Here is a 23,488-nt window from a genome sequence, read left to right as displayed (position 1 = left end):
ATCATGGCCGGTGCAGCTGTCCGGCGATCGGCAGCACGATGGCCAGCATGGCGATGGCCCGGTCGGTCAGCTGAGTCTGTCCCAGCGCGGAGGCGGCATGCCGCATGAGCGCAGACCGATCGGCCCAGCCGGTGGATTCGGCACTGCGGGCTAGCATTTCGGCCAGCTCACGCGGCGGCACCTGTTCGATCGCTCGCGCTCCGAGCAGTCGTAACCTGCTGGCAGGCTGCGCCGGGGTCCGGTAGCTGAACCACTCGGGCTGCCCGAGCTCGAGAAAGTCGTCGAGCACCAGCATCCCCTGTTGGACGGCGGCTTCGAGCGCTCGGTCGACCAGTGCAGTGATCCGGGCATCGTCCTCGTCATCCCCCGTGCGCACTCGTGCGACCACCGCATGCAGGCGCCCGGCGGTCACCGGTCCTTCCACGTCGACGATGCGGAGCAAATCCTCCTTGACGGAGGCGATGTTGTGACCGGCCCTGGCCACTGGCAGCAGCTCCGCGAAAGCACCGTATTCGGCGATGCCGCCCGATTGCCCAGGGCGGGGCGAAGGCACGGCGTTGCCGACCCCCAACGTCTGCGGCACAGGCACTTCCGGAGCCACCATGGCCGTAGGCGTCGGCGCCTCCTGAACCGGGCCGACCTGCTCCGCGGTCGTAGCCGCTGAGGGCTCCACCCGCGCGACTGTCGCAACCTGCTCGACCACCTGCGGTGCGGGTTGATCCGCCGGCTCGTCCTTCGCTCCATCGAGCCACGGCTTGTCCCACAGGAAGCTGCTGAGCAGTTCCTCCTCCGGAAGAGCTCGGAAGACAGGCACTTCGCCAGTGGCCGACTCGGCTGGCACCACAGACACCGTATCCGGTTCGAAGGCCTCCCGGACAACCGGCACCAGCCCGACCGAATCGAGCAGTTCCCACAGCGGTTCGAGGGCCCGTTCCGGATCGGATACGAACTGCGACTGGCGAACCCGGAAGAACGGCCACCCACAGCGTTCCAGGTCTCGCTGCCACGACAGTGCCTTCTGGTACGCCTGTGGCCCCGCCCAGGCGTCACCTTCGCACAGCACCGCCACCCGGATATGGCCGCCGACGACCACCATGTCCAGCGTGTGGATCCCGACATCGTAGTGTGCGACAACGCGATACCGCCGGGCCAGGATCCGGTTGAACACCTGTTGCTCGAACACCGAGGAGAACGGCGGAACCGGCCGATCCTCCCGAACCGGAGCGGGCAATTCGCCACCTTCCGGCGTGGGAGGAGCCGCCTCGCTCGACAGGCAGTAGTCGAGCAACTGGTAACGCATGTCGGCGGGGTTGGCGAGATCCTCCAACCGCAGCGAATGGAACAGCCACATCTGGTCGGCGGCTCGGGACGCTGCGACGTTGTACCGCTGGATCGCCGACTCGTCGGTCTGCGGCATCAATCGGGTGTCCGGTCCCGGCGCTTTCACCATCGACAGGAACATGACGTCACGCTCGGCACCCTGGAAGTCGGCCGCATCACCGCAACGCAGCTGTCGCCGGTCGATCTCCTCCGGCGGAACGGCAAGCAGCAGCTTGTTCCAAATGAGCTCGGCCTGTGGGGCGCCGAGCAGCGAGACGACCCCGAAGGTCTTCGACGCGTAGCGCGGGTCGGCCAGGCAATCCAGCACCCGTGCCACGATCTGATCCGCTTCGGCTTCGTTCAGATTGCCCTTGGTGCTGACCCCGTCGGCCACGTACTCGGTCCGGATGGGCGGGAGCCGGTCAATACCGAAGACTCGCACCGGGATCAGCGGTTTGGCGTCCTTCCTGTAGGCGATCTGGTTGGAGAACCCGATGATCTCCGGCACGCAGCGCCGATGTTCGACCAGGGTGAGCCGCGAGCCGAACCGCATCCCGGCATCGTCGAAGAGGCTTCGTTTGGTGTCGATCCAGCTGGCCTTGTGCGGGTTGTCGGCGAGGTACTGTTCGGCCAGTCCCCGCACGGTATCTATCTTCACGCCGACCCCCGAGGGCGACACCTGCCGGTCGTCACCGATCACCACGATCCGCGGTGCCAGATACTGCAGGAAGACCGCTTCGGCGCCCGCCTGCGAAGCCTCGTCGACCACAACGACATCGAACATGTCCGGTTCGATGTCGAGCTGTTCGACAACCCGGTAGATCGGCATGATCCACACCGGGACGGCCGAACGACAGCGGCCCATGGTGGCACGGATCTCGCGCCGCCTGCGGTCGGCGTGAGCGCCGGTGCCCTTGCCGTATCGCCGCACCAGCTGCGCGTATTGCCGCAGGTCCGTTCGGGTTCCCGGCCCGAGCCGATCCGGAGCAACGGCCCGGTCCCAGGCCTTGGTGACTGCAAGCTGAGTCGCTTCGTCGCGGAGCCCGGCTTCGATGTCGTCGAGCTGATCGAACAGCTTGTTGACCGGTTCGGGGTCGACCCCGGAGAGCCATGCGCCGAGACCGGCCCAGTCCCAGGCCTGTTCGAGGTCAGCGAGATGGATGTCCCACACGTCCGACACCGCGGTGGACACCACGGCTTCACGCAACCTGGGCAGCTGCGCCATCCACGCATCGAGTTCGCCGCGACGGGCATAACGGCCACGCAGAACGTTCAGTTCGGCTAGCCGCGTGTGCGCACGCTGGTAGGCGTCGATATCGCGTTGCTCGATCGCACGATGCAGATCGTGCAAGTTGGTAGTGGCGCCGGGCTGATAGCGCGGCCCGGATACACGGGTGGCGACCTTGTCGAACAGTGCCGATGCCTCTGCCTGCTCGTCGAGGGCGGTGGCCGCGTCGAAGGAAGCAAGCAGCGCTCGCCGACCGGCCGGATCCGACCAGTCCGGCTCTGCCATCCCGAATCCACGCAATTGCTGTCCCGCCGTGACCAATTCGGCGCCAACGGTGAGCAGTATCCGCAACTGTTCGGCGTGTTCACGGTGATCGGCCAGCCGCACGGGCACGCTGCCAGGCACCGCGGCACCAACGCCGGACCCCGTCCATACTTCGTCGAGCTGTTCGACCAGCCGCTCGAGCTTCTCGTAGCGGAGGAACGCGCGCAGGTGTGCGGGATCGACCGGGATCCGGCCGTCCACCCGGACATGTTCGAACAGCGGTGCGGCATCTTTCAGCACCCGGTTGGTGGTGATGCCGACTTTCGGTGCACCGTCCGGGCGCAGTTTGATCGACCCGTTCTTTTCGACATAGCCGAGAACCGATTCAGCCAGCGCGACGAGGCCCGCGCGGTCGCCACCGGAAACTCGAACCTGGGCTATGCCGAGCTCTCTGGTCAATGGGGCTGCGGGTTCGAGCAATTCGACAAGCCGCATCCGCCGCCCGTGCCACACACCGCCCCGGCCCCTGGCCACATCGACAACGGCATCGCGAACCCACCCATCCCGGCTGGACGACAGTTCCCCGAGTTCGCGGTCCACCTGTCGTACCGTCGCCGACACCTCGGCGCGACTGGCCGGCGTCAGTCCGCGGATCGCCTCGATCCACGGGCGCGTCCCCTGTCCAGCCAACGCCGTGGCCCGCTCGGTCGCATCGGCCAGCCGTTTGCTCCATTGCGCCACCGGCGGCACATCGTGCACGGTGATCAACTGCGGGGCTGCCACTTCCGGATCAGCGAGTGCATCGTCGAGAAGCAGCGTCCGCCATTCCCGCACCTCGGTCGATGAAACAGGCAGTGCTGTACCCGGGTGGACCTGGTCCAGGTTTCGAACCCACCCGTACCGCACTGCCTCTGCTCGATGCCGAAGCACCAGCTCGGTCAATGTTCCACGGTAGGAACCGATCTCGTGCGAGGTCACCTCCTGCTCACGATGCCGCAGCAGCTGCTCGGCGAGCAGCGCACGGGCCGCCCGCAACTCGGCGATGCGCGCGTTGGCGGCCTCGACTCTGCGACGGGCGCTCGGCGCATCGTGATCGTCGGCCGCCGCCGCGATCCGCTCCATCGACAGTTTCAGATCGTCGAAGCTGTCGCGGCTGGCCCCAGCCACTGACACACACAGATCACGGATCTCCGCAGGCAGCTTGCCCCGCACCTCCGCCAGCGCGCGATCGGTGTGCGCGGTGACGAGCACCCGCTTGCCCTGGGCCAAGAGGTGGGTGATCAACGCTGCTGCCGTGTGGGTCTTGCCGGTGCCGGGAGGGCCCTGCACGATCGTGTGCGCATTGCAGTCGACGTGGTGGAGGATCGCCAGCTGCACCGAATTCAGCGGCAGCGGCAGGAAGCTGTCGGTTCCGTCGTGCACGATCGCGCCGTTGTCCGACGGCGGGTCCGCAGTCGCCGTATAAGCCGGATCGACCAGGGTGCGCAGCCCGGCCGGGACCCGGCCTCGGTCCTCGATCCGGTCGGCGATGGTGTCGAGCACCCGGGTCAGTCCTCGCTTGCCACGCGACCGCACGATCAAGGCCGGCGCGTAGTAGCCCACCGGTTCTGTGGTGGCAGCGGCTGGCATCATCTCGTCGTGGAAGGCCGAGTCCGGCCCCAGGCTGTGTAGGAGCCGCCGCATGAGCACCGCGACGGCATCCCGGTCGAACGGGTCCACACCGTCGAGGAATTCGCGCTCCACCGAGCGCAGCAGTGCCGGATCGATGATCTCACCCGGGTCGAGGAAATCGGACAGCTCCATCGCCGAGCGACCAGCGTCGAGATCGAGCCGCACGGTCAACGTGCCCGAGTCAGTGTCGAATTCGAACTTCACCGGCATGGTCAAGGCGTGCCTGCGGATCGTCCCCGCCCCGCGACGCCGCCAGACGACGCACCCCAGCGCCAGCACCGCTTCCCGGCTCTCCGCAGAGGCGTTGACGTCGGAGTACATCCGGTAGATGGCCCGATACCAGCGATACGCCGGCTCCTCGATCCGGGCCTTTTCAGCCCAGGCACGCCACCGCCGCAACCAGCCGTCGAACCGTTCGGAGATGTGCGGGTGATCGACAAGCCGTTCCGTCCGGGCACCGCCGTCGACGTGTTCGGCCCGCAGCGCTGGCTCGGCCGCGTGATCGTCGAGTGGTCCGGGCACCAGCCACTCCCGCACATCGGGCTCGGGCGGATCGATCGGCGGCGTCACGGGCACCTTGTCCACCCGCAGGAACGGCTTGTCCTCCGACCCGGACGTGAACCGGACCGCCGTGCTCGCAGGCAATTCACCGAGCCACTCCACCGCCCCGAGATCATCGGCGTCGAGGATCGGGGTGCCACCAATTCCCTGGACTCGGGCCAGAAATCGGAACAACCGCGATGCGCGATCCGCCAGATCGGCCTCCCCCACGGTCCCCGAGTCCGTCATCCCGCTGTCTCCTTACCCCACAGGCCAACCGTCAAAACGGTATCGCCAGGTCAGGGGTATCCGCTACAGATGTACCTCGACCGCGCCCAGGATCGCGACCGTTTCGTTAGCGTCGCGGAGGCGTCATTGATCGCGATGGCAATCCAATTATCTTGTGCCCGCCCTTATCTGGGCGATCATCTCCGACAGCTGCACCACGCGCGCATCGCTCTCCCCGTGCCACGCCGTCAGCTGCGCGTGCAATTTCCGCAGTCGCGTCAGCGCGGCCCGCACCTGACCGCTGTGCACCTGGCAGGTGGCCATCTGCCGCTGGCAGTACATGACCTGGTCGTCATACGGCCCGCGCTCTGCGGTGAGGTCGTCGATCAGGTCGCTGTAGAACGCGGCGGCTTGGACATAGTCACCGGATTCCAGACACAGATCGGCCAGCCGAACCCGCGCGTCGACGACGTCCACGTCGCGAGCGCCGAGCTGTGGCACGGCAACGCCGAGAGAGTCTTTCAACCCTCCGATGGCAGGCACGTAACGGGACTCGTCGGCGAGGTCGCGAGCACGGCGGACCGCCCGATCGAGATCACCGCGGGTGAACTCTGGTGCGGCTGCAGTATCGCCGACTTCGGGCCGCTTCTGGGGCACCGCGGTCCGTGTCGCCGCGGAGGCACCGACGGCTGCCGCATACAGCCGTGCGGGGCTCGCCGGATCGGGACGTTCTATCAGCCCGTCGAGCGCACCGACATACCGCATCAGTACCCCGTGCACGGTCGCCGCATCCCCCGGACGATCGACTGGCTTTTTGGCGAGCATGCTCGTCAAGAGCACCGCCAGTTCCTCGGGCACCTCGTCGCGTTCCGGCACGAGAATCGGTGGTGTCGTATTGATCTGGTTGAACATCGTGTCGAACTCCGACGACCCGAGCATGGCCCGGACGCCGGTCAGCAGTTCGTACATAACCAGCCCCAGCGCGTACAGGTCGGTCTGCGGCACCACCGAGCTACCCCGAACCTGTTCGGGCGCCATATATTCCGGTGTTCCGATGCCCGATCCGGTCCGGGTGAGCCGCGTTTGATCACCGTCGAGCGCGACGGCGATGCCGAAGTCGAGCACACGAACCGTTCCGTCGCCGCAGAGCATGAGGTTCGACGGTTTGAGGTCGCGGTGGAAGATCCTGTGCCCGTGGGCTTCCGCGAGCACCGCGGCCGTTTGCGCGCAGATTCCGGCGACCGCGCCCAGCGGCAGCCGACCGCGGGCGGACAGGATGCTGTCGAGCGTGACACCGTTGACGTATTCCATGATCAGGAACGGCTGCTCGGGCGGCCCCGGGTCGATGCCGGCGTCGAACACGGTGGCCATACCGGGATGACTCATCCGCGCCATCAGTTCGGCTTCCCGCACGAAACGGCGTTCCCATTCGTTGTTCTCGGCAAGATGGGGATGGATGATCTTGATCGCGACCTGACGCTTGAGCCTACGGTCGAACCCCCGGAACACCCGGCCCATGCCGCCGCGACCGATGACCTCGATCAGCTCGTAACGCTCGGCGATGATTCGTGGCACGGTTTCATTCGCCATGCGCCCCACCCGCATTGCCCGCACCGTCCGCAATCCGAAGCGTTCCCGATGAGAGCCCGGACAGGCCGTCTCTGACCATGCGTTCGACAGCGAGACGCTGACCGCGCCATGCCTTTTCGATCTCCATCAGCTGCGCGACCGCTTCGCCGACGGTCCGCTGCTCACCGATCGGCACCCGCGGAAAGGCGACCCCGAACAGGTCGATCGGTCGGCTGTCCGCGGCGTCTGCGGCCGCTCGCACAACTCCGGACAAGAAGTACGCGTCGATGACATCCGGATTGACGCGCAGCACCGCAACCCCTGGAGCGAGTAACGCCGCATCCGTGCACACCGACACCACTGCATGACCCCCTCCGGCCACAACCACCACGTCGCCTGGCTGCCCGAGCACCGCACCGGGCGTGCCCGGATCCCCATTCCTCGTCGGTTCCCGGCCGAGACGAATGTCCTTGGCAGTCAACATCGGAGCTCCGCTTGCGATCGCCACAAGAGTGGGCGGTGACTCCAGCACGGTCAGCGCCCCGGCCTCGGCGAGCTCACCGATCGACACCATGGGACGCGGACCATCTCCGGCGACGAGCTCGGGCGCGACCGGCGAACGGAACGCGAAGACGGAGGTCCGCAGCGCGGTGTAGGTTGCGACATCAGGCACGAGCACACCGTCCGCGACCAGCTCGGTCGGCGCGCCAGCCGCGTCGTTCTCCACGATCGCAACCTCCCCCACCTGTCCATTCGGGTGCAACAACGGTAGCAGCGCGCCAGCCACGTGACCGGTTGGGCAGCGGATGAATACGCAAGTTTCCACGCTTTTGTCATATACATAGTTCTCAGCTGACCCGTACACTTCGGTGACGCTGACGAACGAAACATGCAGTCCCCCAACCAATTTAAACATGTGGAATTCCGAAATGGTTTCCGATTCGGCACTATTGGATCTCCTCTGCATCGATCCACCAGGAGTACCCCTGATGACCCAAGCCGTCGAGCATCGCGAGCTCAATGTCGCCCCCGGCTCGATCGTCGTAGTCCGCGACGAGGAATGGCTGGTCACCTCCGCCGAACAAGGGTCCGACGGCTGGCTACTACGCGTGCGCGGCCTGTCCGAACTGGTCGCCGACACCACCGCGACGTTCTACGACAGCCTCGACACCATCGAGGTGCTCGACCCGGCCAAGGCCCAGGTCGTCCCCGACGGTTCTTCCGGCTACCGCGACTCCCGCCTGTGGCTCGAGGCCCTTCTGCGCAAAACCCCGTTCCCCTACGGCGACCAGACGGTCACCGTCTCGACCCACATGCTCGCCGATTCCCTCGGCTACCAGCGTGCCGCCGTTGCCAAAGCCCTTGACCCACAGCACATCCGCCCCCGGATTCTGCTGGCAGACGCGGTCGGACTCGGCAAGACCCTCGAGATCGGCATGATCCTGTCGGAGCTGGTGCGACGGGGCCGCGGCGAGCGGATCTTGATCGTCACCCCGAAGCACGTCCTCGAGCAGATGCAGCACGAACTGTGGTGCCGTTTCGCGCTACCGTTCGTCCGCCTCGACTCGGCAGGCATCCAGAAGGTCCGCCAGAAGCTCCCCGCCACCCGCAATCCTTTCACGTACTACAAGCGCGCGATCATCTCGATCGACACTCTCAAAAGTCCCCGCTACAAGGCACATCTGGAACGCCAGCACTGGGATGCGGTGGTGATCGACGAGTCCCACAACCTCACCAATGTCGGCACCCAGAACAACGAACTGGCCCGGGTCCTGGCTCCCAACACCGAGGCCCTGATCCTCGCCTCGGCGACCCCGCATAACGGCCGCGAGGAATCGTTCGCCGAACTCCTGCGCCTGCTCGATCCCACCGCGGTCGCCGCCGACGGATCCTTCACCAAGGAGGATGTGCAGAACCTGCTGATCCGCAGGCACCGTCACCACGACGAGGTCGCCGCGGAGGTCGGCAGCGACTGGGCCGAACGCGCCGAGCCGGTGCACCGCCTCGTGCAGCCGTCCGACGCCGAAGACGCTGTCGCCCGCGAACTCTCACAAGTCTGGCTGCATCCGGAAACCGGTGCCTCCCCGTATTCCGGCGAAGCCAAGTCCCTATTCCCGTGGACCCTGGCCAAGGCTTTCCTGTCCTCTCCGGCCGCTCTGCGCGAGTCGATCAACCAACGCCGTGACAAGCTCCGTGACGGCGCCCCCCAGCAGCGGATCGAACTGGCCGCCCTGAACACGCTCAGCGACCTCAACGACAAGGCGTTCACCGAGTCGGCAGGCAAGCAGGCCGCCCTGGTCGCACGCCTGCGCGAGATCGGTGTCGGCCCCAAGTCGTCCCTGCGCGCAGTCGTTTTCGCCGAACGCGTCGCCACGTTGAAGTGGCTCACCGACCTTTTGCCCGCCGCTCTCGGCTTGACGCCGGAGAACATTGCCATGCTGCACGGCGGCCTGTCGGATGTGGAGCAGCAGGAGATCGTCGAAAGCTTCAAACTCGAAACCTCCCCGATCCGGGTCCTCGTCACCGGCGATGTCGCGTCCGAGGGCGTGAACCTGCATGCCCAGTGCCACAACCTGATCCACTACGACATCCCGTGGTCGCTGATCCGCATCGAACAGCGCAACGGCCGAGTAGATCGCTACGGCCAGAAGTTCCCGCCAGTGATCTCCTCCCTCATCCTGGAACCTTCGGATCCCGAATTCTCCGGTGACCTCCGCGTGCTGTCGCGCCTACTCGAACGCGAGAACCACGCGCATTCCACGCTCGGTGACGTCGCCTCACTGATGGGCAAACACAGTGTGGGCGAAGAGGAATCGGCGATCCGCGACGTCCTCGCCCGGAAGTCCGACCTCGACGATCAAGTCAGAACGGTCGAAGACGTCCTCGAAGGCGACGATTTCGACGCCTTCTTCGCCCAGCTCGACAACGACGACACCCCCGCGCTTCCCGAACTCCCCCGCCAGAGCCTCTACACCGACGACATCGGCTTCCTCGACGAAGCCCTGCGCGCCGCCTACAACGACGTACCCCATGCGGCTCCCGGCAACGGTGGTGTCGGCTGGACCGTCCACACCAATCACGGTATCGCCGAACTGGTCCCGCCCCCCGACCTCCGCCAGCGCCTGGCCCACCTGCCGCAGAACTACCGCGAGAAGGGTCGCATCGACACCCACCTGAAGCTCGCCACCTCCCGCCAGGTCGGCGACGCCCAGCTCCGCGCCGCCCGCCAGGGCAAAGGCATCAACAACACCACCTGGCCGGAAGCCCACTTCCTCGGCCCGCTGCATCCTGTCCTCGACTGGGCCAGCGACCGCGCCCTGTCCGCCCTGGGCCGCAACCAGATCTTCGCCATCCGTGGTGACGTCGACGCCGTCACCGTCCTGCTGATGGGCACCTTGATGAACCGCCGCGGCCAGCTCGTATCCCGCGTGTTCTCCACCGTCGAGTTCCCCGACATCGAACGACCCATGCTGGCCTTCTCCACCCCACTGGAAAACCTCGGCTTCCTGCTCACCGACACCGGATTGAAGCCCGAGACCGCAAACCCCGGCCCAATCCCCGCCCCGGAACGCCTCCAACAGCTGATCCCCATCGCGGTCGACAAGGCCACCCAGTCGATGAAACTCGTCCTCGGCGAGCAGGAACGCACCGCCAATGAGCGCCTCGCCCAGTGGCGCCGCCGCGCCGACCGCTGGCATTCCGGCGCCGACCAACTCGAACTGTTCGGCAGCCAGAAGAAGAAGGTCGACACCTACGCCCGCCGCATCGCCGAAGAACAGCGCCTCGCCGAATCCCTCGCCCCCACCCAGCAATTGGTGCGCCCACTGCTGGTGATCGTCTCCGGAAAGGACCAATAACCGTGGGCTCTTTCGACTCCATCGTCGTCGGCGAGGATTGGATCAGCGAACACTACTTCACCACCGATTCGGTGAAGGAGTCGTTTCACGGCAAGGTGATGGAGCTGCGCAAGGCCTGGGACGCCGAGGCTAAGGAGGGTCGGAAAACCGTCCGCAGCTCCCTGTTGTCCGCAGCCGGCGACCTGCACACCGCGCTGGGTGCCCTTGCTGAGAATCCCGAGACCGCCCCCAAAGCCCACGCCGCTGTCCGCGCCGCATTCGGCTTCGACGGCGAACTGACCCCCTTCACCGCCGAACGGGCCGGCTCCGAACTCACCATCCCCGACGCCCAACTCGCGGGCACCCCGAATGTGCTTTTCCTGCAGGCCAACCCAGTCGAGTCGATCGAAGACTTCCTGGGCACCGGAACCCTGATCACCCCCGTCGTCGAAGACAACAAGCCCCTCGAATCGGCCTCCAAAGCAGTCTCCGCCGCCTTCCGCTCCGACACCCCACCGACCTTCGTCGTTGTCCAAGTCGGCCGCTGGCTCCTGCTCGCCGAAGCCGAACGCTGGGCCGAAGGCCGCTACCTCGCCGTGGACCTGCTGGTAGTCGTCGAGCGCCGCCACGACGCCCGTGGCGGCGAAATCGACCGCGCCGCAGCAATCTTCGGCCACCAGGCCCTGAAGCCCGACGCCGACGGCAACATCTGGTGGACCGGCGTCCTGGAAGACTCGGTGAAACACACCGTCGGCGTCTCCAAAGACCTGCGCGAAGGCATCCGCCTGTCCATCGAAATCATCGCCAACGAGGTCGTGCGCCGCCGCCGCGCCGACGGCGAGACCATGGACGGCATAGACGGCAACGACCTCGCCAAGCACTCCCTGCGCTTCCTGTACCGAATCCTGTTCCTGCTCTATGCCGAGGCGTCGCCGGAGATGCAGGTGCTGCCGACCGGCGCCGCCGAATACGAGGAGGGCTACGGCCTCGACCGTCTCCGCGAACTCACCCTCACCGAACTGGTCTCCAACCACGCCCGTACCGGCACCCATCTGTACGAATCTTTGAAGCGCCTGTTCGACCTCGTCGACAAAGGCCACACGCCCGCCGTTCGCGAGAACGTCACCGACGATCCGGCTCCCGGTCTCGAGTTCAACCCGCTGCGCGCAGACCTGTTCTCCCCCAAGGCAACCGCTCTCATCGACGAGGTCGGCCTCGGCAACGAAGCCACCCAACAGGTCCTCGCCCACCTCCTGCTCACCAAGGAGAGCAAGTCCCGCAAGGGCGCCGACCGCGGCTTCATCAGCTATGCCGAACTGGGCATCAACCAGCTGGGCGCGGTCTACGAGGGCCTGATGTCCTACACCGGCTTCTTCGCCGAAGAGGACCTCTACGAGGTCGCCAAAGACGGCAACCCCGAAAAGGGTTCCTGGGTAGTCCCCACCCACCGCGCCGAACATCTGTCCGAATCCGACTTCGTTCGGGTGGAAGACCCCGTCACCCACGAGATGAAGCCCGTCCTGCACGCCAAGGGCACCTTCGTCTTCCGGCTCGCCGGCCGCGAACGCCAGCAGTCCGCGTCGTACTACACCCCAGAAGTCCTGACGAAGTTCGTTGTCTCCCAAGCCCTCGAAGAACTCCTCGACCAAGACGGGCACCGCACCACCCCCGAGGAAATCCTCTCCCTCACCATCTGCGAGCCCGCCCTCGGGTCCGGCGCGTTCGCCATCGAGGCCGTTCGTCAGCTCGCGGCGGAGTATTTGAAGCGCAAGCAGGAGGATTTGGGCGAGCTGATCGATGCTGATCAGTACACGGTCGAACTGCAGAAGGTGAAGGCGCACATCGCCCTTCACCAGGTATATGGGGTCGACCTCAACGCGACTGCCGTCGAGCTGGCCGAAATCTCGCTGTGGCTGGACACCATGGTCGCCGGGCTGCAAGCACCATGGTTCGGGCTCCACCTGCGACGGGGCAACTCATTGATCGGTGCGCGAAGAGCGGTATACGCACCCAGCGAGCTGACCAAAAAGGCTTGGCTCAAGACCGTGCCGAAGGATATCCCCCTCGGCTCCGAAATCGGCGCCGGAATCCACCACTTCCTCCTCCCCACCGAAGGCTGGGGCGCAGTGGTCGACACCGCCGAAGCCAAAACCTACGCCCCAGAACAACGCGAAGAACTCCGGTTGTGGCGCAACGAGATCCGCAAGTCTCCCTCCAGGGAGATCACCAAACGCCTTGCATCCCTGGCTCAGCGCGTGGAAACCCTCTGGGAGTTCACGCTGCGCCGCCTCACCATCGCGGAATCCGAAATCCGGCGTGACCTCCATTTGTGGCGCAGCGATCCTGTCGACCATGTCCCCGCGGTCTCCCGCGAACAGATCGAAACGGTCCTCAACGACGAGAACCGCCCTTACCGGCGCCTGCGGCGAGTAATGGACGCCTGGTGTGCATTGTGGTCGTGGCCAGTGACCGGCGATATCGCAGCACCGGACTGGGCCCAATGGGTCGGCGGCCTCGAAGCGATTCTCGGTACAACCGCAAGGGCGGGGAAGTTCCAGAAAGACGGGCAGACCAGCTTCGCTTCGGACATGGACTGGTCCGAACTCGACATCGCCGAGGACCACGATCGGGTATACGCGCAGGCCAGATCTGTCGATGCGGCTATCTCCGAATTCCCTTGGCTGGCAGTCGTTTCCAGGATCGCCCAAGCGCAGGGGTTCCACCATTGGGAGCTTGATTTCGCACCGGTATTCGCGCGAGGCGGGTTCGACTTGCAGGTGGGTAACCCGCCGTGGGTACGGCCGGATTGGGATGAGGCCGGGGTGTTGGCCGAGTTCGATCCGTGGTGGCAGTTGGCCCACAAGCCTTCCGAAGCCGACAAGCGTGCCAAGATCGCTGCGGCTATGGCGGATCCGACCGTTCATTCCATGTTGCTCGATGAACGAGCCCACCAGGTAGGACAGAACCAACACCTCGGCTCAGGCACGGATCGCCCATTCCTCGCAGGACTGCAGCCAGATCTGTACCGCTGCTTCATCGAACGGGCCTGGCGCTCAACGTCGGCCACTGGCGTCTCGACACTTATCCATCCAGAGAGCCATTTCACCGAAGCTCGCGCCGGCCGACTGCGTGGTGCGTGTTATCGCCGTCTCCGGCGACACTACAGATTCCACAACAACACCTATCAGTTCCCTGAAATCGGGCACAAGAAGACGTTTGGGATCCACGTTTACGGCGCGGAGACCGACGTCCGCTTCACCCACGCAGCATGGATCTTTGCGCCAAGCGTCATAGAACGATCCCTGGTCCACGATGGCTCAGGACCCCAGCCCACGATTCGAGACCAGGACGAGAAATGGGATCTCCGTCCCCACGCAGACCGGATCACGCACGTCGACAACTTTGCACTCTCCCGATGGGCGACGCTGATCGACGAACCGGGCACCCCAGCAGCTGAGGCCCGAATGCTGTACCCGGTGAACCGCGCCAGCGCAGACGTACTCGACAAGATTGCCGCCGCACCGCGACTCGCCGATATCGAATTCCAATGGACTGCAGGCTGGCACGAATCGGGTGACCGTAAACTCGGCTACTTCGAATCCCGCTCCGCAATTCCGGACACCCTCGACAACACCATCCTCCAAGGCCCCCACCTCACCGTCGCGCGCCCGCTATTCCAGGAGCCAAACTGCTCGATGCGCAGCGCCGGCGACTACTCCCCCATCGACCTCCAGTCGATCCCAGACAACTTCATCCCGAGAACCAACTACCAGCCCGCCCGCCCTCTCCCCGAATACCAAGCCGCATACCCGAAGTGGAACGACCAACCAAGCTCGTCCTACTTCCGCCTCGCCTGGCGCCGAATGGCCGACTCCGCAACAGTCCGCAGCCTGCACAGCGCGATCATCCCACCTGGTCCTTGCCACGTGGATCTGATACGAACAGCCGTGCTGCCTTCAGCTACAGACTTGGTAGTCGCAAACGGAATCTGGTCATCGATCGTTGCGGACTTCTTGGTGAAAGCTGCTGGCATCACGGAACTGAAGTACAACAGTGTCGGTCGAATCCCACATATTCGCAACCATACCCTCGAACCCCACATCATCCATCGGACCATCCGCCTCAACGCCCTAGTCTCCGCCTATGCCCCACTGTGGGCAGAACTCTACGACCCAGCCTGGACATCAGACACCTGGACCCTAGGAATCAATCCGGGCTACCCCCGCACGACCCACTTTGCCGACATCACCCCTGACTGGACCTGGCACACCCCATTGCGCAGCGACGCCGACCGCCGCCAAGCCCTTATCGAAATCGACGCCATCGTCGCCGTAATGCTCAACATCACCGCAGACGAACTCCTCACCATCTACCGCACCCAATTCCCCGTCCTCCAAAAGTACGAACGCGAAGCCCTCTACGACACCCACGGCCGCCAACTCCCCGCCAAACTCGCCTCCGAGTACCGCAAGAAAGGCGCCCTCAGCCGCTCCGAACTGACCATCGACGGCATCACCTACGCCGAACCGTTCGTCGGCGTCGACCGCGAGCGCGACATGCAACTCGCCCATAAGCACTTCTCGGCTATCTCGCCTGGTACGAGAATGACCCGAGCGACCGTATCCGATTGAGATTCCAGCTGGCCCATGAGCCATGGTTGCCTGCGACCTGACGAGCTATTCGAAATCAATTCCAGCGGCCGGGAGATACGTGCAGCGCTGGGCTGTCGTGCAATTTTTCATCGTGAAGGAGATTGAGGAATTTAATGGCCGTATCGCATGATCGCGTCGTGGAGATGATCGGAGAAATATTCCGCATACCGCCGCGCGCCGTTGACGGAGGCTACGACTTCCGCCTCGATAGGTATGAGCCTCTGCTAAATCTCAGCCATGAACGCCTGACTGAAACGCTTGCACATGTGCAGTCGTACAAGAAGATTGACGAGACCGCTGTAGCCCTTGGAAAGAGTTTCGAAGTTCTTCTTAGGCGAGATAGCTCGATTAATACGCGACACTTGCTTCGACCTGGACGGGAGGCCCTTACCGTCTCCGATGATCAACAAGGGATATCGTATACAGTTGGCCTGGCAAGCGATGCATACCTCATATTTTTGTTGCTAAACATTCCAGAAGGCGCTAACCTCCGAAATCTTAGAATTTCAGCTACCCCATTGTCTATGTTTATGGATCGGCTTAACCGGCTGGAGAATCCGCCGACTGACGCTTTGGAAGTGCTCGGACGGTATCTGCAGATTATGACATTAAGGCTGGAAGCGAATTCAGCAACGCCATCCGATAGATGGCAGCGATATGCCGATGCATTCTTTTTTCAGCTTGGATACAACCTCGATGTGGCAATAACTCAAGAGCGGTACGTTGAAGAGCTTATACGTCCTTCGCGAATTTCCCGCCTGCGCCGGTCCACCATTGGCGACTTGGATGCGCCGCGACGATACTATGTTCCAGACTTGGTCTATCACTATCAACTCGGAGTTTCGGTTGAAAGTCCGATGCTTGAATATATATCATATTACCATGTCGCCGAGCACTGGTTTGAATCTGTATTCGAGGAAGATTTGGTTGCGAAACTACAGGCTCAGATTACTGGTCCCAATTTCTCATATAAGCGTACAGCAGATATGCGACGTGTAATTCGTACTGTAACGAAAGCGGTACAGCTTCGCAAAGAAGAACTTGTTATTAGCGAGGAGGTCGCACTGAAGCTCACGTTGGAGCGTTACCTAGATTTGGGGATGCTAATGTCCGACCTTGACGAGTTTGAAAGCGGACTTGTTCGATACTATGCGGATAATAAAGTGGATTTCTGCGAAGGAGACTTCGTTGACCTCGCCGGACCCGACTCCTCGACCGTATTTTCTGCTCTTGCTAGGAGAATATATAAGACTAGGAACGCACTGGTTCACAGTAAAGATGGATCCAAGGCGAAGTTCGTCCCATTCTCGCACGATAAGCAGTTGATACGAGAGGTAACATTGATTCGATTCATTGCAGAGCAGATAATAGTGTCAAGTTCCGCGTTACCTTCCTGAATATTAATCCTTTGTCATCCTGACATTGAATTAGGATATTTGGTTTGGTACCCAGATCCGAGCTTGAGCCGGTTAAGTATTTCGGCTTGTGCGGCAGGGATCTCGGGTAGGAATGACTCGGTGACACCGTTGATGGTGATGGTCGTGGTCCGCAGGGGCCGGAGTTGTTTGACGACGTTGCCGATCGCCAGACCGGTTCGTTCTTGAACGGCACGTGCGACTGCCAGAGCAGCGAAGACGATGGTCCGGTGCGCTTCGATCGCGTCGCGGGTGCGGGTGGAACAACGGTCGTTGCCCGCAAGTCGGTCTTCGATCCCCGCCGAACCCGCCTAGGCACCCGAAATCGCGCCGCCACAACAACTACCACACGAAGAAACCCGACAAACCCGTCAGCACCCGTCGCAGCGGACGAGCCACCATCCCCTGCCGCCTACTCATACCCGACCGTACGGCATGAATACGCTACGTGACATTGGGGCAAAAGGGTCAGTCGCGGACATGGCGAGGCTTACCTGTCCAGGGGTCGCCATACCTTTCGTAAGGATTCCCGAGTTCGGAGGCCCTTCGTTCGCCCGGTTCAATGAGATCGGCCCGGAACACCTCATTGGAACCGATTTCTTCGTCAGAGATGTCGAGATATCCGCGGACGTCGTTGTAGCCGTAAGCAATTCGATCTATCGACTCGTCGATAGAGGCATCCCATGGCTCCCACGATCGACCCCCGCCCGGGAAGGCTCCGAATCGTATGTACCCCTTGGACGCAAGTTCCCGAATCGTCTCCAAGACCGTTTCCCGCGAATAGTTTTCGGGGGTTATGGCTGCAACCATTCCGTCGAAGGTGCCGATCGGTGCCCAGTCGTCGGTCAGCTCATACAGGAGGAAATGCTCAAGTTTCTCGTTCGTCATTTCGGAAGGTGCACCTTTACTGGCGTGGGGTTCCCAGGATACTTGATGTCGAGCGTAACTCCACCTGACTTGCTACCATCCCTGATCCTGATCTCGGTCCCGTCAGGGAGTCGACTGCCTTTACCCGGGTACGTACCGACATCCATTGGCTCCCCATTTTTAGTCAATTCATTGTAGAGCTGACGGATTTCGTCGTCTGTCGCCATTTGCCGATGTGGCTCAGTTTTCCCGGGTTGTGTACGGGAGTTGACGACGGACTCGACGTCGGAGGCGCTTTTCGGCCCGGCCGCGCTGGTTGTGCCGCCATCATTCCCTGGGGCATCCGGTACATCATCGTCGATAAGGACCTTCATGGCGATGATGGCACCGAGTTTGATGGCGATATCGGTGAGGCTGGGTACTTTGTCGAACGCAGTGACGGTGAAGGCTGCGGCACCCGCTACTGCGGAGGCCGTGCCGATTATTTTGATGAGTTTGCTTGCGTCGTAGGTGCTTTTGAGCACTCTGGCGGTGTTGCCGGCGATCGCGACGACGCCGACGCCCGCGGCGACGTCGCTGAGGGCGGCGGTGATCCAGGAGGCGGCGACACCGATGACGACAGTGGTTCCGGCTGCTATCAGAGCGTTGGTGACCGCGTCCCGGAATTTGTCGCGGGTTTCGGAGGTCGCGGTGCTGTATTCCGCGACAGGTGTGGCGAGGCTGAGGGATGCGGAGGCCAGTTGGGTGGCACCGCCATTGAGGGTGGTGAGGTGGCCGAGGAGGGGGTCGAGGCCTTTCTTGTCCTGGATATCGCTGAACAGATTGCTGATCTCGGTGATCCGGCCGGCTGCGCCTTTGATGGTGGTGCGTTCGGCGAATGTTTTCCAGGTCGATGCGGCCTTGGCGAGCTTGTCTTTGTTGCCGTTGGGCAGCTTGCTGCCGAACTCTTCCTGGATCTTCCCGACCAGGGCGTCGTAGAAGCCGGGGATACTGCCCTTTCCCTCGGTGACACCATCGCCGTTGTTGCCTACCGAAGTCGGGATCGACACCTTGTACTCCGACATCGCAGTCACAGTGGGACGGTCGGGCATTGGATTGGAGTTATTGGAGAGTGCCCAGTTGTACCCGGCGGCGTAGAGCATGGTGCCGAAGTTGGTCAGGGCATCGGCCAGGTTCGTACACGCCTGCATCGTTTCCTGGGCGACACGGTCATAGGTCTTGCCCCATGATTCGCAGCCCGCAGTGTCACCGGCCATGCCCGCACAGTCACCTTTGACCGCATCGTGGACCGGTTTGTCAGCGGCACGCAGATCGGTGGCCAGGGCATGGCATTTCTTACCGGCCTCGTAGTAGGTCTGCCAGTCGATAACCAGTACACCCATATGTCTTACCCCTGGGAGAACATTTTGTAATTCGTGCCCTGGGCAGTGGTATAGCGCGCATGCGCCGCCTTGGCCGCGTCGCTCACATCCTTCACACCCTCGACGAATTCCCTTGCCCCAATGACCCATTGAGTATGGGCATCGGCATACGCCTGGGCGGCAACGCCTTCCCACCCACTGCCGACCAGGGTGGCGACCCGGTCATTGATCTCATCGAGATGCTCGCCGATGAACCCGGCCAGACCCGACAGACGGACCACGATCTCATCGAGATGGTCCAGGTCGACCGAAAACCGAGAGTTCATGGCAGATCCAAACTCGAGGTGTTCAATGTGGCGGCGTTGCTTCCATCTTGGGCCTGATAGGTGTCTGCGGTGACGCCCAGCTTTTCCGCCATGCCGGTCAGTGCGGTCATGATCTGGACACCGCCGTCACGCACTTCTGTCCAGCCCTCGGAGAATTCCGTGGCCGCGTCCCCGGTCCAGCTGCCATCGGTCAGCGAAGCGACATCCTTAGCCGCGGAGTCCAGTGCCGATCGCAGTGCCTCGGCCAACTCGTAGACGTACTTGCCGACCTCGCGCACCTTCTCGGGCACCACCGAGAGATTCTGGCCAGAGGCTGGTGTCCCCCCATCACTCATGACGCGAATCCTAACCGATGCCCGTTGCGGTAGCGATAGAGCGAAGTGAGAGACCTTGGGGCGCCGGGCGTTTAGGTCAGCGTGTCGCCTTCGACAGCTGCCTTGTTGCGGTCATCCGCTTCGAGTTCCACAGTGTAGCTGCGGAACTCGATATTCAGTGGGCCGAATGCCGTCATGTACAGATCGGTCTCTCCCGTGCGGGACTGCAAACTCCTGTGCCGCTCGTACATGGTCGGCCGCTGCGGGGTAGTTCAGCGTCCGGGCATCATTGATCGCGCTGGGCCGGTGCGTTCCTTGATGATTCGAATCACTCACTTCGAGGCGCCGACGGCCGGGGGTGAAATCACGCCCAGTTGGGTTGGGGTGCCGATCTGGCTGCCTTCCACATTCGCTGTCAACTCGTTGTAGTAAGTGGCGAATTTTTCGTCCTGCTCCATGTATTTCTGGGCGATTGTGCGGTGGAGGTTTTGGATGTCGTCGACGATCTGGTAGTGCTGCTGGAGGATGTCGTAAACGTTGTTGTCCGTGTCGGTGGCGGAGTTGACAATCTTGGCCTTGCCGCGGAAGCGAGCCACCAGCGTTGCGGCCGAGGTCATGCCCTCCGTTGTCTCGCCGAGCCCCCAGTGCTCACGGCCCGAGATCCTTTCCGCGATCCGCTGGAGTGCCACGATCTCTTCTTTAAAGGCTTTGCAGTCGCGTTCGATGTAGACGAACTCGGCGGCGTTGACCCGCACTTCGTCGCTGAAACTGACGGTCAACTTGCCGTCCTGAGCGTCCTTGATCGCACTGGCCAGCGGACCCGCAGACGGTGTCGTCGTATCGTTACTCATACTGGTATTCCTCCCCAGAGCTCCGGCCGCGATCGACCGGAGGTCGCGTACAAGTTTTAGAGGGCAGCAGGTATCGCTGGAACAATCTGGCCCGCAAGGCGCTTCGCGATATCGCAAGCATGCTGATTCCCAGTATTCCGGCGTGATGGTGGGTTATCGACGCTGACCTCAAGGCTGCCGCCTTTCAACTCGACATTGATTGTGCAGTCCGCGTGCGAATCCTGTCCGCTGACGTGGGAAGTGAGTGCAGCCCGCCCGGCGACCGTAAGTTCCTCATCGACCGTAAAGTCCTTGTTGGCTCGCACCATCGCCAGGGTGATGTTGGTGGTGTCGATCGTGGGGGCATATCCGTCGCCACCTGCCTGGACCCAGCCGCAACCGCGCCACTTGATGCCGCCGGGCCTATCTACGTTGTCCACGTCTGGCTTGATCAAATGTTCCTGCTGAATCACCGACTGCGGGAGGTCTTTACACGCGTCGAACCCCGCTGGCACATCCGCTGCGATGGTCTGCGTCACCGACGCACTGTTGGTGCTGCCCTTCGACTCCCCACCTGAGTTGCACGCCGAACCCAGCATGACCAGCCCCGCACCGAACACTACACCCCGGAATACACCACTCCAGCAGGCCATCTCGTCCTCTCGCGCCGGTGCCATCAGACCCGGGGCCGGACCGGCTTCCCCGCCCCCTGCAAGCTCGTCTAGACCGTACCGGCCAAATCGCCAGCACGTAAAGGCGATGGTGGCTTCTGTGGAATGTGGGTTCTAACGGGGCCGCGCACGCCAACAACGATGACGCTGGATGGGATGCCGAGGTTGCTTCGTATGTCGCCATCGTCAGCCGAACCGACGCACGTCCACCTACCGTCGCCGACGCGCGGGCATGGAACCCGGGGAACGGAAGAACTCCAGGCGACGAAAGCGCCTGGAGTCATTCGGTTTCGAGTGTCGACCGCCGATCAGGCGCGATCGAACTCGCCTTCCTTGACTCCGGCCGCAAAGGCATCCCACTCCGCAGGACTGAAAACCAGCGCCGGACCGGTGCGATCCTTGGAGTCGCGCACGCCAACCATGCCCTCGTTGAGGTGTGCAATCTCTACGCAGGCTTGGGCGTCCCGGCTGCGGCTGGACTTGAACCACTTCGCCCTGGATAGGTCGATGCTCACCCTTCGTACTCCCTTGCTATCTGGGCCACCAGTTCCCTGGATTTTCCCTCATCCAACGCGACACGGCGTATGCCCGCAAGCCCGGTGCGGTACTGGCGAATCTCGGTCTCGCGTTCCAGATAGAGGGCACCCGTGTATCCATCCACGTATACCACTGGGGGCTCCGACAGGTACGCGGTCGGATGTTCGGGGAACTCCAGCAGCACGAAGCTCCCTATCTGCAGACCGATATGCATACCTGCGCTGAATGGCACAACGCGAATCGACACATTGGGCAAGTGGCCCAACTCCTCGAGATGACGGAGCTGCCGACCCATAACCGCTGGGCCACCGATCGGGTAGCGCAGGCTTGACTCGCACAGCAGAACGTCAAGGGTGAAGTTCTGGCTATCCCTCTGCAGCCGTGCTTGCCGTCGAATCGTCAACTCCACGTTGCGTTCCACTTCGGTCGGGCTGGCCTGTGGCTGCAGCGCCCAGACACCAGCGCGTCGGTAATCGGCGGTCTGGAGGAGACCCGGCATCAGAGTGAGCTGGAAAGTCGTCAAGTGGCGGGCGAATTCCTCAAGACCGATGAACAGGGCGAAGTCTCCTGGGAATGCATCGTCGTACGGGTGCCACCAGTTCGTCTGCTCCGCCAGCTCCACCAGACCGACTAGCACCTTCGTCTCGTCCGATGCCGCTCCGTACAGCTGGCAGAGCGCTTGTACGTAAATCTCTTTCAGCTTCGGTCCCTGTTGTCCGGTTTCGATCCGCCACAACGTCTGCGCCGATACCCGGATGGTCTGCGCCGCAACCTTCGGCGGTGTGCCCGATCCTTTCCGCAACCGCTTGAGCGCTCGGCCGAGCATACGACGCGGCAGAGTGGAACCCGTTGAACCAATAGACATTCCTTAGCCTCGCTATCGGGTGATGTCGGATTGGAATCAGTTTGCTCCGCGCCGTGGAATTTCGGAACAAACTTGGTCAATTCACGTGCTGAAATCTTCCACAGCTCTGTGGAGAAGCGTACTACTGAAATCACCCCGGTAGCCGGGATGTATCCACTGCCTTAGTGAATCACTTTGTCGCACAGGCAGTATCGGCCTCGGCTACCGGGCATTCCAGACGCCCACACCCACGTTCGGAGTCTCCGTATGCATGGCCTGCCCGTAACAAACCACAGCGAATTGCCTGTGATGACAATCGAATACGCCCACGCGACGATGCAGGCCCATCTGGACTGCGCGGCATCGATGTGCCCGGTCAAGGCGCAGGCGAAGAAACGGCTGATCGAGGCCGGGCGGTTGATCCCGGCTGATGTTCCGCACCAGGGGTTCTGATATGGCCGCCGATCCCATCGAGCACCGGTATCCGCGCCAAGCGATGGCACCGGCGCAGATGCATCAGGAGATCTCCCGCGACCTACACGCCGACTGCACGGTAGGGACGTGTGAGATGTTGCGCGGCTGTTGGACACGCCTGATCAAGACGGGACATCCGCACCCCGCCGATTCGCCCGCTGACTGCCCGACCTGCACCAGACCCTCTGCCTGACAACAGATCTCCCAAACCGGACAACCGAGGGCGCTGTCCAATGCCCGCTCTGATCGTCGTGCTCACTACCCGGCTTTACGGAGTGCGGCTGGTCTATGCCGAGGGGAACTCCACGCCGATCCGGGCGCGGAGAACACCGGTCGGAATGGCCGGTGACCACCCAAGACCCGAATCGCCTCCGATCTCGAGCGGTGGACCGCGATTCGGCACTGCCGCAACGGGATCCGTTCATCGGACGACCGGCCGTCTACAGCGGGCGCACCAGCCGATGTGGTCGATCGGTTCGCGGACGCGGTCCGCGAAGGAATCAGCCTGTGCCCACACAATCGTCCCGGAGCCGCGGCGTGC

15 protein-coding genes are annotated in these 23,488 nt (G+C 62.9%); 4 read left to right on the top strand and 11 right to left on the bottom strand.

What is annotated here, in order from left to right; all coding sequences use genetic code 11:
• Window position 1 precedes the first annotated feature (1 nt).
• The 3 genes from ACIBJI_RS26710 to ACIBJI_RS26700 all read right to left on the bottom strand — a co-directional run bounded on the left by ACIBJI_RS26710 (window position 2) and on the right by ACIBJI_RS26700 (window position 7,547).
• Window positions 2-5,272 (bottom strand): AAA domain-containing protein, encoded by a 5,271-nt coding sequence (locus ACIBJI_RS26710; protein ID WP_397086382.1) that lies wholly within the window; start codon window positions 5,270-5,272, stop codon window positions 2-4.
• Between the two features lie 147 nt (window positions 5,273-5,419).
• The gene (locus tag ACIBJI_RS26705) at window positions 5,420-6,841 is read right to left on the bottom strand and encodes a protein kinase (RefSeq protein ID WP_397086380.1); all 1,422 of its coding nucleotides are present in this window, start codon (window positions 6,839-6,841) and stop codon (window positions 5,420-5,422) included.
• Window positions 6,831-7,547, bottom strand: a complete 717-nt coding sequence (locus ACIBJI_RS26700; RefSeq protein ID WP_397086378.1) for a hypothetical protein — start codon at window positions 7,545-7,547, stop codon at window positions 6,831-6,833. Before ACIBJI_RS26700 ends, ACIBJI_RS26705 begins: the two co-directional genes overlap by 11 nt.
• 262 nt (window positions 7,548-7,809) lie before the next feature.
• On the opposite strand from ACIBJI_RS26700, the gene ACIBJI_RS26695 reads away from it, so the two are divergent.
• The 3 genes from ACIBJI_RS26695 (at window position 7,810) to ACIBJI_RS26685 (ending at window position 16,705) form a co-directional block, all read left to right on the top strand.
• Window positions 7,810-10,677: a helicase-related protein gene (locus tag ACIBJI_RS26695; RefSeq protein WP_397086463.1), complete on the top strand. Its 2,868-nt coding sequence runs from the start codon at window positions 7,810-7,812 to the stop codon at window positions 10,675-10,677.
• Window positions 10,678-10,679: 2 nt separating this feature from the next.
• On the top strand, window positions 10,680-15,287 hold the full coding sequence (locus ACIBJI_RS26690; protein ID WP_397086376.1) for an Eco57I restriction-modification methylase domain-containing protein: 4,608 nt from the start codon (window positions 10,680-10,682) through the stop codon (window positions 15,285-15,287).
• Window positions 15,288-15,445: 158 nt separating this feature from the next.
• Window positions 15,446-16,705, top strand: a complete 1,260-nt coding sequence (locus ACIBJI_RS26685) for a hypothetical protein (RefSeq protein WP_397086374.1) — start codon at window positions 15,446-15,448, stop codon at window positions 16,703-16,705.
• Window positions 16,706-17,191: 486 nt separating this feature from the next.
• Here ACIBJI_RS26685 and ACIBJI_RS26680 read toward each other — a convergent pair whose 3' ends face one another.
• The 8 genes from ACIBJI_RS26680 to ACIBJI_RS26645 form a co-directional block, all read right to left on the bottom strand.
• Window positions 17,192-17,611, bottom strand: coding sequence for a hypothetical protein (locus ACIBJI_RS26680; RefSeq protein ID WP_397086373.1), 420 nt, complete (start codon window positions 17,609-17,611; stop codon window positions 17,192-17,194).
• Window positions 17,608-18,972, bottom strand: coding sequence for a hypothetical protein (locus ACIBJI_RS26675; RefSeq protein WP_397086371.1), 1,365 nt, complete (start codon window positions 18,970-18,972; stop codon window positions 17,608-17,610). Before ACIBJI_RS26675 ends, ACIBJI_RS26680 begins: the two co-directional genes overlap by 4 nt.
• Window positions 18,973-18,977: 5 nt before the next feature.
• Window positions 18,978-19,277, bottom strand: a complete 300-nt coding sequence (locus ACIBJI_RS26670; protein ID WP_397086369.1) for a WXG100 family type VII secretion target — start codon at window positions 19,275-19,277, stop codon at window positions 18,978-18,980.
• Window positions 19,274-19,612 (bottom strand): WXG100 family type VII secretion target, encoded by a 339-nt coding sequence (locus tag ACIBJI_RS26665; protein ID WP_397086367.1) that lies wholly within the window; start codon window positions 19,610-19,612, stop codon window positions 19,274-19,276. The genes ACIBJI_RS26670 and ACIBJI_RS26665 overlap by 4 nt, the downstream gene beginning before the upstream one ends.
• Window positions 19,613-19,923: 311 nt before the next feature.
• On the bottom strand, window positions 19,924-20,442 hold the full coding sequence (locus ACIBJI_RS26660; protein ID WP_397086365.1) for a hypothetical protein: 519 nt from the start codon (window positions 20,440-20,442) through the stop codon (window positions 19,924-19,926).
• Window positions 20,443-20,498: 56 nt separating this feature from the next.
• Window positions 20,499-21,020 carry a DUF3558 domain-containing protein gene (locus tag ACIBJI_RS26655; protein WP_397086363.1) on the bottom strand — a complete coding sequence of 174 codons (522 nt, stop codon included), beginning with the start codon at window positions 21,018-21,020 and terminating at the stop codon, window positions 20,499-20,501.
• A gap of 380 nt (window positions 21,021-21,400) precedes the next feature.
• Window positions 21,401-21,607 (bottom strand): DUF397 domain-containing protein, encoded by a 207-nt coding sequence (locus ACIBJI_RS26650; protein WP_397086361.1) that lies wholly within the window; start codon window positions 21,605-21,607, stop codon window positions 21,401-21,403.
• The gene (locus ACIBJI_RS26645; protein WP_397086359.1) at window positions 21,604-22,455 is read right to left on the bottom strand and encodes a helix-turn-helix domain-containing protein; all 852 of its coding nucleotides are present in this window, start codon (window positions 22,453-22,455) and stop codon (window positions 21,604-21,606) included. The genes ACIBJI_RS26650 and ACIBJI_RS26645 overlap by 4 nt, the downstream gene beginning before the upstream one ends.
• Before the next feature lie 285 nt (window positions 22,456-22,740).
• On the opposite strand from ACIBJI_RS26645, the gene ACIBJI_RS26640 reads away from it, so the two are divergent.
• Window positions 22,741-22,926 (top strand): hypothetical protein, encoded by a 186-nt coding sequence (locus ACIBJI_RS26640; RefSeq protein ID WP_397086357.1) that lies wholly within the window; start codon window positions 22,741-22,743, stop codon window positions 22,924-22,926.
• The last annotated feature ends 562 nt before the right edge of the window (window positions 22,927-23,488 follow it).

The sequence above is a fragment of the Nocardia sp. NPDC050408 genome (assembly GCF_044458905.1).
In the GTDB taxonomy this organism is placed as follows: domain Bacteria; phylum Actinomycetota; class Actinomycetes; order Mycobacteriales; family Mycobacteriaceae; genus Nocardia.
This window is presented reverse-complemented; position numbering and strand designations above follow the sequence as displayed.